The organism is Caproiciproducens faecalis (assembly GCF_019448085.1).
Lineage (GTDB): Bacteria > Bacillota > Clostridia > Oscillospirales > Acutalibacteraceae > Caproiciproducens > Caproiciproducens faecalis.
In genome coordinates, this window is record NZ_JAGFNZ010000001.1 from 744,102 (window position 1) to 760,097 (window position 15,996).

Here is a 15,996-nt window from a genome sequence, read left to right on the forward strand (position 1 = left end):
GAAAACAAAATCATAAGGTTCATCGTGATTTTTCTCCGAAAATAGATTTTGTTAAAACGCCAGCCTGTGTAACCACGGCATAGTACACTGCAGAAACTGTGCGATCAATATTGACGTATGGGTAAGATTCTTCGGCAAATCCAGCGGATTTTTTTTGCATTAGCTCTGTTCCGTTCTTGCAGTAAAGTCAATATGATAACGAGGAGGAAATGGTTGCTTATCATGACTTTACAATCTGTTCGAGAAAGATAACATAATAAAAGAGGAGAAAGCAAAAAATGAGAAAAAAAATTAAATGGGTGGCTATTTCTCTTGTCGTAGTCCTAATAGGAGTAATTTTATCAACACTGATTGGTACAAATTTCGGCAAGACCAAGATTGAGCATCTGCAGCTTGTCGATAAGGCAGGCTACCGTGTATCCGCAAATCTCTACATACCGAAAACAGCAACAAGCACAAATCCGGCTCCTGCGATGATAGTGGTTCCGGGCGGTGACGATGCGGCTGATTCAATGTCCCCTTGGGCAGATGAGTTATCACGCCGCGGCTATGTAGTAGTCACCGTTGACTATTCAGGGGAAGGCGATACTGAAGTCAATCCCAACGAACAGTATTTTTCGGCAGCAAACGGTGCAATGGAATTAGATACAGCGTATGACTATATCTCTAATTTGGCCTTTGTTGATAAAAATCAGATCGGTGTTGGCGGACATTCTATGGGTTCGATGTATTCCTTCAGGCTTGCTTTAGTGCGTCATGTTAAGTTTGTAGTTTCGGACGTAATATATAACGACAAATTACCGGACTATAATTTCAATTTCATTCAAATTTGCGCTACACATGATGAAGGTATTTTGGGAAGAGTTAGTAAGATTGAGGACTTGTATACTGATAAATTCCTCTGCAGCCTCTTCGGTACAGATAATATTACTCCCAATAAAGTTTACGGTTCATGGCAGGACTCAAACGCCCGCGTCCTTTATACTGTAAATCAAACGCATCCTGACGACATGGTCAGAGGCCAGTTTATAGAAAAAATGTTGTCCTCTGTTATGAAATCTGCAGATGCTCCAACCCCTATCAATCCGGACAACCATATATATGCCTGGAAAATTGTCGGCATGATAATTGCAGTTATTGGTATGGGCATGTTCCTGTTCAGCTTGGCTGGTGCTCTTCTTGAAACGGCTGAATTTGGAAAACTAAAGCTGTCAAATAATAAGCAGATTGCTGGCTTAGCATACAAAAGCAAAGCTTGGTGGATTTACGCCGTAATTTTATCTCTTGTCCCCGTGATTACATTTTTCCCGGGTACAGCGGTCGGCAACTCCATGACTTCAAATAATCTGTTCAAGCTTGGAACGACACCTAACGGATTCATGGTTTGGTCTTTGTTCAGCGCAGTTCTTATGCTGGCTCTTTTCTTTGTGTTCCATTTTACTGTCGGGAAAAAGCAGGGCGGTAACCTGAGCACATACGGTTTTGGGACAATTGAAAACAAAAACAAAATAACACTCGCTTATATTGGAAGATCTGCGCTGTTTGCAGTGATTCTATATGCAAGTGCCTATTTCCTGATGTATCTGATTTATAACTATGCAAAGACGGATCTTCATATTTGGACTGTAGACATGCGCCCGTTAGCTTTGCAGCGCATTGAAACATTCCCATGGTACTATTTAGGACTGTTGCCCTACTTTGTTACTTCCTTACTGGCTGGTAAGGCGCTCAGCTTTGGCAATGAAGATGACAGCAAAGGAAAGAGTCTGTGCAAATCAGTAATTTTTGGAACAGTTATTGGTATGATTGCTCTGGTGGCACTTTATATCGTACATGAAGTATACCTCCGCAATGGTACTAGCGGTGCATTTTATAAAGGTCATTTTGCTAATTTCTATATGACTTCATTGGAATGCATGATTCCTGAGTTTGGATTTGCGTCTGCTCTGGCATTGTACATCAACAAAAAGACGAAAAATAACTTTGCGGGTATCTTCATTGGAGTTGCTTTGGTAACATTCTTTATAATAACTTCAAACGCTCTTTCAATGATTATTTAATAAATCGTCAATACCATTTTCATAAACTGCGATGTTGTCTGTTCTGTACTGATTTAAATGTCATGTCTACTATGGTCTCGTGACAGTCAACACAATATTAAGCAGGGATAGGTACAAAAACTGTACTTATCCCTGCTTTTTTTACATACCTAAAGACCGTTTTCACGGTCTGATCTTATCGATGTTAAATTCTCCGATTGTTGTAAGTCCGCAGGTTCGACTCCTGTCAGAGTAGAGAAAAACGCGTTTTGCATCCTGCAAATTTTCAATTTGCAAGGCAACGGGCTTTTCACAATCACTTTCAAAAGGCCCGTCAGTCCGCATAGATACCGGTTTCACGGATTATGTAACTACGTTGTATGATAGACTGTCTTACTAGTACAATTTAATTCAGGACATAAACGGGCGCACAAAAAAGCCCTCCACAAAGGTGAAGGGCGCGGATTGTCTCCAGTGCAGCTGGAGCAAATATCCTCCGGTAAAACGGCGCGGAAAATCCGCAATCTGCGGGGTAAATCAGGGTGATATCCACGATTAACAGCGCTTCTTAATGCAGCTGCTACTCGGAAAGACTTTTGAAACAGTGTTCATGGTGTTCCGCCGGCAAAGTGCCATTGCAATCTTTATCCGTGAAACTGGTGATCGTGGTCATGGCCGCAGTGAGCGGCGGCAATCTGCTCTCCTGCCTCGGTCAGGGCTATGCTGCCAAGCTCCAGTACAGGGGTATTGCCCAGGAAATTGGGTCTGGTGGCTCCCTCCGCCACCGTTTCGCGGAAGTATGCGTAAAGCGCACTTTCTTTGTATTCCTCATAGTCGTATCCGTTCAGAGGAATGTCGTAATCCAGGGTGATAAGGCCCAGGTCTTCCAGATTTTGCAGGAAGGCCCCTGCCTCCTTGACTGTCTTCATGTCGTCTGATGCCGAGCACAGAAAAACCGGTGCCAGGGCGGTCGAGACAAAATCCACCTCCCGGCTATCCGTTACAGTAAACCGGGCCACGGGTAAATAATGTCTGTGGTGGAGTTGATGGAGAAATTCCCTTTGACTTTCCGTTACCTCAACCGGCGTGTCATTTGTATCAGCTTTGCGGGGGTGCTCATGGCCGCAGCCGCAATTGCAGTGTTCGTCGTGAGTCATTACTGTCCTCCTGTCTCTTTTATTTTGTGTAATTATCATACACAATTGGAGTAAAAAAGTCCACATCCATTTTTCACGTATAAGCGTGCTGTTTACTGAATTTGTTTGTTGGGTAAAGCAAACGCCCTCCACAATAAGAAGGGCGTGAACTCCTCCCGTTCAACTTTTGATAAATCATGACAATCATGTAACATGATGCTGAAATCGCAGTAAGACAGATAAATTTCCTTCTCAGACTGTACTTTCGTACATTGCGGAAAAATCTGGCGTTTTATAATTATTTATGATGAAAAATGTTACATATACTGATAGATTGTAAACAGTTGCCGTACTTTGCAGAACGCCATTCACGTATGCGGCCTGCGGAGTTTCTGACGGAGGAAAAATGAGAAAGTTAAAACAATTCAAAAAGGGCCTTGCCGTTGCGATAGCCATGCTGATGGTTATCACTATGCTGCCTGATGGCATATTGAAAGTCCGGGCGGCTGAAGGTGATAAAACCACGTTGTATATTGACGACGGGGCCATCTCCATTTCCGGAGACACGGCTAGTTACAATTCCGGCTTTTATACGGTAACCAACGCAAACGGGTTCATCATTACGCAGCACAACAGTGCGTCGCCCACCTTCTGGGATATTTCCGTGACGTGCGGCAATGCGGATATCACGCTGCAGAATGTGAACATCAATGAATATCTCAATGGAATACATTATTACAAGCCCGGATTTAACATTGCACATGGTGCGTCGGTGAAGCTTACACTCAGCGGCAGCAACATTCTGAAAGGCGATAATTCATGCGCCGGCATCTTTGTGCCTTCCGGAGCGGAGCTCACCATCAACGGCACCGGCAGTCTGACAGCCATCAGTGGGGGAAACGGCGCGGGTATCGGCGGCAGTAACTCCCCGGAATATGGTATAGGCGATACCAGCGGCGATGACTGCGGAACGGTAAACATCGCGGGCGGAACGGTAACAGCTACCGGCAACTACGGCGGTGCGGGCATCGGCGGCGGAGAATATACAGGCAGCGGTGGCACGATAAACATCACGGGCGGCACGGTGACGGCTACCGGTAATGGCGGCAGCGCAGGAATTGGCGGCGGAGAATACCTTGGCTCCGGAGGTAATGTCACCATTTCCGGAGGTATGGTAACGGCTACCGGCAGTGACGGCGGTTCGGGCATCGGCAATGGAAAAAACGGAGGAAACGCCGGCACCACCGTTATAACGGGCGGCTCGGTGCACGCTGCCGGCGGCGTGCGGGGAATTGTACAGGATGCTTCCGGACACACGGAGCATTGCGTAACAGTGAATGCCGGTACAATAATCGGCGCATCCGAAAGCCTGACCGCTTCAGTACAAGGCAGTTCGTTCAGCTCAATGCAGACCGACGAAAGCGGAAAGCTCTATTTCTGGATGGATGAAAATGCAACGGATCTGGCAACTGTGCAGTACAGCTCGGCTTTTTACAGGCTTTCGGTGCCCGTCGGCACAGCCGATACCAACGCAACGCTTAGCAGCGCAGATCAAATGGCCGTGCTCGATCTTTCACAGGAGAGCATTACCATCGGTGCTTCCTCCATCACGGCGAAAAACACAAACAAGCAGGATGCAGGCTTATGCTCCAACGGTTATGTCATCACACAGAGCGCGGGTGGCAGCACGACCAACACCATTACTGTCACCGGTGGCTCGCAAAAGATAACGCTGCAAAACGTGGATGTTGAAAATTCCGCCGGCAGCGCATTTTCCATTGCCTCGGGCGCGGCGGTGAATCTCTCGCTTTCCGGCGCTAATACATTAAATAGCATAAGCGGAGATGGGATAGATGTCCCACTCGGGGCATCGCTTGATATCGTCGGAGGTGACAGTCTTACAGCCGCAGGCAGTGCCAATAATGTGGGAATCGGAGACTGCGAAAACTGTGGTACGGTTACCATCGACGGCGGCACGGTGACGGTAAGGGGTGGCAGCAGCGGTTCCGGCCTCGGCGGCGCTTACTACGGCGGCATCGTACTATGCTCAATTACCATCAACGGCGGCACGGTTACCGCATATGGTGGTTATTCGAGTCCTGCCGCTATCTTTGGCGCGATCGTCATCAACGGTGGTACTGTTACCGCTATAGGAAGTGGCCCGGATAGTAATACCACCGGCAGCGGCATAGGTGGTTTTGGATCTTCAGTGACTATTAACGGCGGTACGGTCACAGCGAGAGGAGGAGGCGGCGGCGCGGGAATCGGCGGTATGACATGCCCGGTGACTGTCAACGGCGGCACGGTGGACGCATACGGCGGCAGCGATGGTGCTGGGATCGGCGGCGTCTACTATATGAATGATTACACGGTAAATATCACCGGCGGCACGGTTACGGCACACGGCGGTTACTCAAACGGTGCGGGAATCGGCAGCGGAAGCGGAAATCTTGTTTGGAGCAGCGAAACCGGAGGTACTGTGAATATTTCCGGAGGATTCGTGAAAGCTTACAGCGGCCAGCAGAGTGCCGGAATCGGTGGCTCTCTCAACATCTCAGGTGGAACGGTAAATATTTCCGGTGGTACCGTAGAGGCCTATGGCGATCGCACTTCAGGCATCGGCGGCGGCAACCGCAATACCAGTGTAGAGGCAACCATTACCGGCGGTTCGGTGAATAGCAGCATCCAAGGTACGCCGACAAACGGTGCAAATTCCGTTTACCTGACCGCCGTTTCGATCCCCGCCGGAACAGACGTGAGCAATCTGTCACTTCTGCAGAACGGCAGCAAGTATACCTATGGATATAAGAACATGCGGACCGACGGGGCAAGCCGCGGTAAACTTTATCTATGGCTGCCCGCCAATACGGAAACTGCGGCGGACGTAACAACAGACGGCGGCAGCTATAATGGGTATTATGGCAGCGTGGGTACCGGCAATAACAGCACGCTCAGAATGAACCAGAGTGTGCTTTCAATCGGAGGCATTACCGGCGGCGGAATATATACATACGGAAGCGTTCCGGCTGTTACAACCGGCGGCGGAAGCGGCGCAGGAAACGTAACTTATACTTTTACCGGCACGGATTACTATTCGGCCAGTGAGCCGACCGGCGTAGGTATTTTCAGCGTCACGGCCCAAAAGGCAGAGGATGCCTGCTATTACGCTTCTACAGCCACTGCATCCTTTACCATCGTGCCCAAAGAACTTACAGGTTCGGATGTCACGGTCACAATTCCGACACAGGAATACACCGGCAGCGCCCTGACGCCCGATGTAAACGTTGCGTATAACGGCGCCGTGTTGACAGAGGGGACGGACTATACCGTTTCTTTCATAAACAATACGAATATTGCGCAGAGTACGGATCAAGATTCTCCTGCCGCGGCGATCACATTTATCGGAAACTTCTCAGGCAGCATCAGCAAAGCTTTTACTATCGAGGCCAGGCCTGTTATCAGCGTTTCCCACGTCCCGGACAATCTTGATGAATGGTCTGCAAAAATAGACTTTACCGTTGAAGCAGCGGCGGGAAGTTCCGGAATAAAAAGCGTGACTGTCAAAAAAGATACGGATGAAACGTCCACTGATATACAGGATACTCTCAACGAAGGGAAATATTCCTTTACTGCAACGAAGAATGGGTCATATATATTCACAGTGACAAGTAATTCCGGCTTTACGGCATCTCAAACTGTGGAGGCGAGCAAAATTGACACCGCGGCGCCTTCCGTCGGAAGTATATCCGGCAACCCGGAAAGCCCTGAACAATCCGCCGCGCTCAGCGTGAAGGTGACGCCCGGCGTCTCCGGGATTGGCAGAGTGAAAGTCAGCCGTTACGGCAGCGGGCAGTGGACAGTTTTGACGGGCGTTCCCATTGCTGACACTGCAAATGCGGATGGAAGCCATACCTACATATATACCGTAACAGAAAACGGCACTTATAAATTTACGGTCACGAGCGCGGCGGGCGTTTCAACAGACAGCAACAGCGTAAACGTGACAAAGATCGACACTGTAAAGCCGACGGTCAGCGTCAGTGCAAAAAAAGCCGATGGCAGCGACTATGCCGGCGGCACATGGGCGAATCAGGATGTCACACTGAATGTTTCCAATACGGCTTCTAACCTTGGAACAACCGGGTTTGAATACAGCACCGACAGCGGCGATACATGGACAGCTTTTGACGGCAGTATTACCGATTTGGATGAGTGTACAAAAACCTACTCCTTCCGTACGACAAGCGCAAGTGGAATTGTAAGCGATGTCAAGAGCATCACTGTCAAAATCGACAAAACCGCGCCAACAAAAACGACCGTCGGCTTTAAACAGAATCCATTTAAAACGGTCTTACATTTTCTGACGTTCGGAATTTTCTTCGGTGATACGGTGGATGTTAATTTTTCAGCAGCCGACAACGGCAGCGGAATAGATCATTATGAATATCAGGTTGTGGCGAAAGATGATACTCCGGGCACATCATGGCAGACGGGTTCTTTGAACATCTCGCCGGAATTCAAGGGGACCGTGTATGTCCGCGCGGTTGATAAAGCGGGCAATACGTCCGGTATCGTAACGAAATCGCTTGTCGCGGACAAAACGGCGCCGACAATTGCAGTGCCTCAGACAACTCTTTTGACCACCAGCCCGAATGCTTCGATTCCCGCTGCCGTGGAGGACAACGGCGCAGGTGTGGGTACCGTCACTTATCAGGTAAACGGAGGTTCGGTACAAACCATCGATGTGACAGATGGTGCCGCTGATTCTCTTGGGATATATAGCTTTTCAATTGTCAGCCTGCCGGACGGAGTCTACGACGTAGTGATAAATGCGCAGGATAATTCGGGAAATTGCGCGGATTCAGTAACAGTGCATGTGAACAAGGACACCACACCAAAGGTAACTGACGTGACGGTTATGCCGAGTCCGGCTTCGGTTGATCATGGTGCGGCGCAGATCTTTGCAGCCGCCGTAACCGGCATCAACAACCCGCCGACTGACGTGATATGGACCGTTTCCGGCAACAGAAGCAGCGGTACGACAATTGATGCAAACGGCAGGCTGACCGTTGCGGCTGACGAGTCGGCGGTAGCCCTTACCATTACGGCAGCTTCCGTCTATGATAAAACAAAGAGTGGCCAGACCGCCGTTACCGTGAACACGGCAGACCAGACCGGATTTTCTTTTGCCTCTTCCTCTGTTACAAAAAAACGCAGCGACGAGCCGTTTACCGTTGATGCTGCCGGCGGGCAAGGCAATGGATCTGTGTCTTACATGGTGACAAGCGGGGCTGATGTAATTTCGATAAAAGGCAATACCGTGACCGTCAAAAAAGTGGGTACAGCCGTCATCACCGCCACGAAAGCAGCGGATGGCAGCTTCCGGCAGGCAGCGGCCGCAATGACCGTGTATATCGGCAGGGGAACGCCTGATGTCTCGACGCTGCCCGCGGCTTCGGGAATCAATGTTGTCGGCAAACTTTCGTCGTGTGAATTAACAGGCGGCAGCGCCGATGTGCCGGGAACTTTTGCGTGGACAAATCCTGATACGATTGTAACGGAATCCGGAAATTATGAAGCGACCTTCGCCCCCGCGGACACGACGGATTATTACAACCGCCCCTGCATGGTAAGAGTTACTGTCAATCCGGTTATCTGCAGCAGCTTATCAGACGTTTCCTTCGACCTTACCGGCGTAACGCTCCCGAACGGAGTGACTTCCATTTCGGTCGGCAGTTTCGTTGAACCGAAATCAAACGTAAGCTCAGTTTATTCAATTGTTGAAAACCGAATTGTAAGCGGGAAAAAACTTGAAGGCCTGACGGTTTACAATTTGAAATTGCTCGACCAGAATGGTAACCCGATTGAAGCATTTACCGGCAAAATCACGGTCAGAATCCCGATTCCGGAAGGCTTTAGCGGTGACCTGCATGTCTACTGGTACAACGATTCCGACGGGACGGTGACCGACATGAACGCAAGACAGGAAAACGGGTACCTTGTGTTTGAAACCACTCACTTCAGTTATTACGCCGTTGCGGAACTTTCTGTAAAAGCTTCTTCAGGTTCCGGTACGATCCCGAATCCGGATACCGGAGACGGTTCGTTCCCACTTGTTCCAATAGCACTGCTGGGTATTTACGGATGCGGGCTGGCTGTTGTCACCAAAAGCAGACGATTTAGGACAAAACAGTAAGCCTTTCGGAGACTTATTTCATTATTCGGGATAAACTGGATTTTCATCTCATTCGGCGATATAATTGAATCAGGAAAAATTCTTCTTTCAATTAAAAAACCGAAAGGATGGGGAACATGCGTTTTCAGTATATTTCCTACCTATGGCCACTTTTGATATCTTCGTCCGTCACGGTTTTGCTCTGTGTGTATGCGTTTATCCGGCAGAGGCACTCGAAATGTGCTGTCAGCTTTATAGTGAGCATGCTGCTTGTGACGGTCTGGTCTGCCGGAAACGCGCTGGAGATGGCCGGAGCCGATCTGTCCACCAAGTTATTCTGGGCGAATGTCCAGTATTTTGCCTACTGTTATTCGCCTATCGCTCTGCTGGCCCTGAGTATGCGCTTCACCGGCTACGCCAGGTGGCTGCGAAACCAGAAGTTCCGGTGGCTTTTGTTGCTGCCTTCAGTTATTATCGTTTTGGTCTGGACAGACGGCTTTTTCGGGCTGATGCGGTATAACATTCATCTCAGCTATAGCGGGACTTTCCCGGTGATTGCGAAAAATTACGGCCCGGCCTTTTATATCCATGCAGTTTACGAGCATGTCATCAATATTACCGCTATTGTGATGCTGATACGGGCGGTAATTTACCGAAAAACGGTTTACCGCAAGCAGGCCAGTATCCTTCTTATCGGCGCAAGCCTGATCGTATTTCCCAATCTTTTTTACATAACGGGGCTGAGCCCTGTCAAAGGATTCGACCTCACACCGGTCTTTTTCGGCCCCGCCGGAATGCTGATGGCCTGGGCAATTTTTCGTTACAAGATGTTCGACCTGGTGCCGCTTGCCCGCGCGACAGTTATGGAGACCATGGATACAGGCGTTATGGTGACGGATCTGCAGGGCAGAATATTGGACATCAACCCCGCGTTCGAAAAAATCATGGGAACATCCGTAAAGGCTGCTTCCGGCCGGGAAACAGCGGTAATCTTCCGTGATATTTCCGAATTTGCAAGTGCCTGTGCCGCCAGAGATACGGCGCATATAGAGTTTTCTGTCAAAACAAACGACGGCATACGAATTTACGAAGCCGTTTTTTCCCCTCTTGCCGATGGTAAAGGAGCTCCGATAGGAAGGCTTGCCATGGTCTATGAAATAACGGAAAAGAAAAGGGAACAGCAACGGTACCTGGAACAGCAGCGCCGGCTTGGCGCCGCGCATGAGAAGGAACGAATGGCCAGAGATCTGCACGACAACCTCGGTCAGGTTTTGGGGTTCATCAATCTGCAGGCACAGGGCATCCGTCAGGAACTGGTGACGGTCGGCGTCGACACCGTCAGCGACAAGCTGGACAGGCTTGTCGAGGTCACCCAGGCGGCACACGACGAAATCCGTGCGTATATCACAAGTGCCAGAAACCTGTTGCCTTCCGACAGTGATTTTCTGGAATCTCTCCGGAACGACATTTTGCAGTTTGAACAGCGGAGCGGCATACCGACTGAGTTTGTCACAAACATCGATCTGGCTGATATTGACCTTGCACCGCAGATTCAGCTTCATCTGCTCAGCATCGCGAAAGAGGCACTCAACAATGTGCAGAAGCATTCCGGGGCTGATCGTGTGAAGATTACTATCTCACGTAAAAAAGGGATATTGTTGTTATACATAGAAGACAACGGACGAGGGTTTACTGTTTCAGACAAGAACGACAGAGCCGGAAAAGCATTCGGGTTGAGCATCATGAGAGAACGCGCGGTGGAAATCGGTGCGGTGCTCACCGTCGAGTCCGCTCCGGGGAAAGGCTGTAAAGTAGCCTTGTCACTGCCAGTTTCGCAGAAAGGGGAAAATGCCCATGAAACTCATGCTGGTGGATGACCACCCTTTGTTTATCGAGGGTCTCAGCTATCTTCTGGAGACCTACGGTTTCGAAGTTTCTGGTATCGCAAATTCAGGCAAGGAAGCTCTCGAAAAAGCGCGGATTCTGAAACCGGACGTCGTTCTAATGGACATCAAAATGCCGGATCTGAACGGAATCGACACACTGAAGCTGCTCAAGGCCGAATGGCCGGAGATGAAAATCGCCATGCTGACGTCATCGGAAGAAGACGAAGACTTGTTTGACGCAATCAAGTACGGCGCATCGGGGTATTTGCTGAAAAGCACAGGCGCAAAGGAACTTGCGGAACTTCTTCACGGCCTCGAAAACGGTGAGGCGTTCCTTACCCCGGCAGTTGCCGAGCGAATCCTTCAGAATCTGAAGCGGCTGAACACGGGTGAGAAAGAAGGCGCCCGTCAACCTGCTGAACCGGACATTGAAGAGTCGCATCTCACCGAACGGCAGCTTGAAATATTGGAGATGGTGGCGAAAGGCGTCACCTATAAGGATACAGGTACCGCCTTTGGGCTTACCGAGCGGACGGTCAAATACCACATGGGGAGAATCATCGAACTTCTGCATCTGGAAAACCGGTCGCAGGTAATCGCCTATGCCGTAAAGATGGGGATTGTTCAGAAACCTCATATATAAAGGAAATAAATCTGTCACACAAAAAGTACGGGAATTTTTATAGTTCCGCTGTACTTTTTTTGTCAGACGGTACTTTGCCCATCAATGATCGCAGAAAATATCTGGTTACCTGGCTCATTGCCAGAGAAATTGTTGTTTGAGCTTTAGACTGAAGCAAACATTGTTTGAGAGTATAAAGCGGAATATTTGCGCGCTGCTTACGGTGTAAAAAATAATGTCGAATATTATGGAATGCTGTACTAAAGTACATTGCGCGGTTTATGTGTGGGGCTTACAATAAAACTGTGCCTGTCCCAAATGAAGGGATGCACGAATATTCTCACTGTTTTCAGAGAAAGGGAGTGAAACAATTCCTCCGTGATGTTCAGAGAGGCGATGTAACTGTTGAAGACGGCAAAACACTCCGGGATTATATTACAGAGTATCAGACAAAAGCAAAGAATGACCAAATACATAGATTTTCTGCAGCAACTGGAGTTGATGAAGAAGCACTACGTAAATTCATGCAACTCCATGTGACACAAGTTGATATTAATGCATTTGGACGATTCGACCAATTGAAAGATACGGTTGATTGGTCTGTTGCAAAAGCTTATCTGGAAAGAGTGGAAGGCGAGCCTGTTCCAATGCGTAAAGTCCGCATGAAGATTGACAAAACGCTTCGCCAATTCATCTTTAAAGATGGTTTTGATATTGACGATTAGCATTAAGGAGAAGATCAAAATGGATGGCAATGATGAAAAGCGCGTATGGGGTATTCACACCATGAACGATGCCCTTTTCTTAAATGATAATATTATCGCCATAGGCTGGAGAGATATGGGTGACTTAAAGCAAATCGAAGGCAACCGCGATTCATTTAAAGAGAGATACAATAAGGTATATCCTGATTCAAAAAAAGGCGCTGTAGCAAATGGCGCAGGAATGCTGTACCGTTTTGTTTATGACGTGCAAATTGGAGATTATATTGTCTTCCCGTCTAAAATAGATCGCCGAATCAATATTGGTACTATTGAAAGCGACTATATATACAATCCGGACGCAACAGAGTATGTACAGCAGAGAAAGGTAAAGTGGTTGAAGCACCTGCCAAGAACATCTTTTTCGCAGGGCGCGTTATATGAAGTTGGTTCCGCACTGTCATTTTTTGCTGTAAAAAACTATGCTGATGAATATCTGAACGCATTGGATAAGAGTTTTCAAAAAGCTATGATCTCATCAGAAGACGATGAAAGCGTCGGTGCCACAGCAGATGACATCGTTGAGACTACAAAAGATTATATACTCAAGGCACTAAGCAAAAATCTCAAAGGATATGAACTCGAAGAATTTGTTGCCGATCTATTGAGTGCAATGGGATATCGGACGTCAATTTCTGCTCATGGCGGCGACAGTGGAATTGATATAACGGCATACAAAGATGAACTGCCACCTCGCATCTTGGTGCAGGTCAAGAGCCAGGATGGCGATATTAAAGAAACTACTATCCAGTCGCTGAAAGGTGCCATGCACGAAGGAGATTACGGCTTGTTCGTTACACTTTCGTCATATACAAAGAACGCACAAAAATACCTTGAAAATACACCTATCATCAAAGGTATTAACGGCACCGAGCTGGTTGAACTGGTTCTAAAATATTACGACAGTCTGGATGAGAAGTACCGTAAAATGATACCTCTAAAGATGGTTTACATTCCCGTCTCCAGAGACGATGCGAGCTAATCAAGAAATGAGGCAATGTTATTCAAACCGAGTGGCAACCTTTTTATCGAACGGACAGACACACGGGTGGAATATTAACGATATACAGTTCATGCTCCTTTAATATTTGAAGCGTCCGCAGGACGTGCAGCCGCACAATTTATTGTGCGATCAAAGGGGGTTGGGGGCGCTGCCACCAACAAGCAAAAGGCCGGTTTCCGTGGAAGCGGAAGTCGGCTTTTTTAGCTTTGTGGGTACCACAAAGCATTGCTTGCCAATCTTATCGGCACATGCCGATAAACGCTATGAGTTTGGTCCCATGCAATGTTTTAATTACTTGATAGTTAGAACCCATCAAGACCATATTAAACTGGGCTCAATGTCATTAATATTTTGGCAGCCGGTAAGACTTAAAGTCCGCCGCAATTCTTCATTCGTACCTTCGAGAATTTTCCGTACACCTTCCATCCCCTCACAGGCAAGCCCCGCAACCACAGTACGCCCTACAAGAACTCCGGTCGCGCCTAAGGCCAATGCTTTAAAAACATCAGTACCTCTGGTAATTCCGGAATCGACGATAATAGGGATCTTCTTATCAATGATTTTGGCGATTTTCGGAAGTGCCTTTAACGGAGGTACGGCGTAATCCAGTACCGATCCGCCGTGATTAGAAACTACGATTGCACCTGCGCCGATATCCAAAGCTTTCTGTGCATCCTGTACGCTCAAAACCCCTTTTAATATAAAGGGTAGTTTTGTGGCCTGCACAAACTTTTTGATTTCATTGAGCGTTCTTGGGCCCAAAATGTTCGACATGACCCTACTGTCTCCAATTTCTCCTCCGAAGAAATAGTCGATATCCATCCCGACGGCAAAAGCGCCATTCTTTTCCGCCTGGTGAATTTTCTCATAGATTAGGTCAGTATCCTTGTATGGTTGGACAACTTTAATGGTTTTGGCTCCGGTCCCGATGATCGCTTTCAACTCTGCCTCGTCGCCTGTTCCAACCCACATGACCGTGTTTGCCGCCGCAGCCCCTTTTGCAATTTCAACCATACTATTTGGATAGACACCGTTAAGGCCCCCTAATGCGGCCACCATGACAGGCGTGGAGAAAGTTCCGCCAAAGAGTTTCATTTCCGTTGCAGCTTCTACCGCGTCGATCAGTCTTGTTTCAATCGCCAAAGAATCAATGTACTCTCTGTTCAGTCTCAGTCCGTTTGCTGTTTCAGCACCGTTCTTGCCGCCAATGCCTTTTTCCGCAAGTTTCTTGTTGCCGTCTTCCAATAATTTTCCGATCAAAGAACTTACCTCATTTCTGTATCATTTTTTTAAACTGCTGAATAAACTCGTCTTTTAAGAATCTACAATCACAATCCGTCTGGCTCACACGACTGGCATAGGATGTAATGCATGAATTATTCACCTCCTTCGCTTGATCATCAAGGTCCAGCCTCGGGCCGTATTCCTAGATTAATTTAAGTTTCATGCTGATAGAACGGAATAAATCAGAACTTATCTTATTCTATGTAATTTCTGTCGGCCGAGATGTCTGCGATTGAGACATGGGGATTGTGATACCGTTTCCGTTTTTCGGTTAGATTGAAATTCCTAATGAAGGGATATTTTTCTTTCATCTCCGGACTGACTTTATAATTGATTGCTTTTTTAGGACAATAACCGACACACGACATACAGAAATTGCATTGATGCATGAAGGAGGGCTTCCCATCCTTCATCAAAATGTTATTGCAGGGACAAACTTTTGTGCAGGTGCCGCAACCCACGCATTTATTCGTAACGACAAAACCTCTGTCGGCTTCGTGCAGCATGTTGGTATACTTCTCACTCGATGAATACATCATCCGAATCAGAGCGGAAGCCCGTGGATATTTTCGAAATTTCTGTTTAGCGATTTCAGCCGAAATGACGGTGAGCCTTTTCTCCGTTCTGGGAACCCAAAGCTTTGGAAACGGCATGGGGGAATAGGTCACCATCGAATTGCCGACGCTGTGCAACGTTCTGCCATAAGAGAGGGATGACCCTTTCTGCCTCAGTAAACGATCCAGCATTTCAAAGCTGTGACCATTAATAGCGGCAAGCGTAGAAATTCCAAAGATATACGCGCCGGGGTTAATTTTAAGCTCCTTTATAAACCTAACCGCCGCTTCCGGCATCGTCCAGAAGTAAACCGGGAAGACGAAGCCAATAATGTCGGCATCCGCTGCGGGGACCTCGGCGGGGTCGCAGCGCATGGAGATGATCTCGGTGTCGGTCAGCGCGGAAGCGATTCGATAAGCGGCCCTCATGCTGTTTCCTGTCCCGGAAAAATAGTAAATAACCTTTTTCGTTGTAAAGCCCCCATTCTTTCTAATAAAATTAATATTTAGTATATCTAGTTAATGGGATAAGATAG

9 protein-coding genes are annotated in these 15,996 nt (G+C 47.9%); 6 read left to right on the forward strand and 3 right to left on the reverse strand.

Annotation, left to right across the window (positions count from 1 at the left end; translation table 11 throughout):
* The first annotated feature begins 278 nt into the window (after positions 1-278).
* Positions 279-2,060 (forward strand): alpha/beta hydrolase, encoded by a 1,782-nt coding sequence (locus tag J5W02_RS03505; protein WP_219964249.1) that lies wholly within the window; start codon positions 279-281, stop codon positions 2,058-2,060.
* Between the two features lie 623 nt (positions 2,061-2,683).
* Here J5W02_RS03505 and J5W02_RS03510 read toward each other — a convergent pair.
* Positions 2,684-3,196, reverse strand: coding sequence for a hypothetical protein (locus J5W02_RS03510; RefSeq protein ID WP_219964250.1), 513 nt, complete (start codon positions 3,194-3,196; stop codon positions 2,684-2,686).
* 385 nt (positions 3,197-3,581) lie between these two features.
* On the opposite strand from J5W02_RS03510, the gene J5W02_RS03515 reads away from it, so the two are divergent.
* The 5 genes from J5W02_RS03515 to J5W02_RS03535 all read left to right on the forward strand — a co-directional run bounded on the left by J5W02_RS03515 (position 3,582) and on the right by J5W02_RS03535 (position 13,601).
* Complete coding sequence (locus J5W02_RS03515; RefSeq protein ID WP_219964251.1) at positions 3,582-9,371, forward strand: beta strand repeat-containing protein; 5,790 nt, start codon at positions 3,582-3,584, stop codon at positions 9,369-9,371.
* Positions 9,372-9,487: 116 nt separating this feature from the next.
* Positions 9,488-11,227, forward strand: a complete 1,740-nt coding sequence (locus J5W02_RS03520) for a histidine kinase N-terminal 7TM domain-containing protein (RefSeq protein WP_219964252.1) — start codon at positions 9,488-9,490, stop codon at positions 11,225-11,227.
* On the forward strand, positions 11,205-11,879 hold the full coding sequence (locus J5W02_RS03525) for a response regulator transcription factor (protein WP_219964253.1): 675 nt from the start codon (positions 11,205-11,207) through the stop codon (positions 11,877-11,879). Before J5W02_RS03520 ends, J5W02_RS03525 begins: the two co-directional genes overlap by 23 nt.
* A gap of 341 nt (positions 11,880-12,220) precedes the next feature.
* Positions 12,221-12,583 carry a type I restriction endonuclease subunit R, EcoR124 family gene (locus tag J5W02_RS03530; protein WP_219964254.1) on the forward strand — a complete coding sequence of 121 codons (363 nt, stop codon included), beginning with the start codon at positions 12,221-12,223 and terminating at the stop codon, positions 12,581-12,583.
* A gap of 19 nt (positions 12,584-12,602) precedes the next feature.
* Positions 12,603-13,601: a restriction endonuclease gene (locus J5W02_RS03535; RefSeq protein ID WP_219964255.1), complete on the forward strand. Its 999-nt coding sequence runs from the start codon at positions 12,603-12,605 to the stop codon at positions 13,599-13,601.
* Between the two features lie 333 nt (positions 13,602-13,934).
* Here J5W02_RS03535 and J5W02_RS03540 read toward each other — a convergent pair whose 3' ends face one another.
* Together J5W02_RS03540 and J5W02_RS03545 are read right to left on the reverse strand one after the other, a co-directional pair.
* Positions 13,935-14,882: an alpha-hydroxy acid oxidase gene (locus J5W02_RS03540; protein WP_219964256.1), complete on the reverse strand. Its 948-nt coding sequence runs from the start codon at positions 14,880-14,882 to the stop codon at positions 13,935-13,937.
* 218 nt (positions 14,883-15,100) lie between these two features.
* A complete protein-coding gene (locus J5W02_RS03545; protein ID WP_330659670.1) occupies positions 15,101-15,973 on the reverse strand; it encodes an EFR1 family ferrodoxin in 873 nt (290 codons plus the stop codon).
* Positions 15,974-15,996: the final 23 nt, after the last annotated feature.

Bases quoted from the DNA above. Each gene is read 5' to 3' on its own strand.
- J5W02_RS03505 (WP_219964249.1), top strand. From the start codon at position 279: ATGAGAAAAAAAATTAAATGGGTGGCTATTTCTCTTGTCGTAGTCCTA.
- J5W02_RS03510 (WP_219964250.1), bottom strand. From the start codon at position 3,196: ATGACTCACGACGAACACTGCAATTGCGGCTGCGGCCATGAGCACCCC.
- J5W02_RS03515 (WP_219964251.1), top strand. From the start codon at position 3,582: ATGAGAAAGTTAAAACAATTCAAAAAGGGCCTTGCCGTTGCGATAGCC.
- J5W02_RS03520 (WP_219964252.1), top strand. From the start codon at position 9,488: ATGCGTTTTCAGTATATTTCCTACCTATGGCCACTTTTGATATCTTCG.
- J5W02_RS03525 (WP_219964253.1), top strand. From the start codon at position 11,205: ATGAAACTCATGCTGGTGGATGACCACCCTTTGTTTATCGAGGGTCTC.
- J5W02_RS03535 (WP_219964255.1), top strand. From the start codon at position 12,603: ATGGATGGCAATGATGAAAAGCGCGTATGGGGTATTCACACCATGAAC.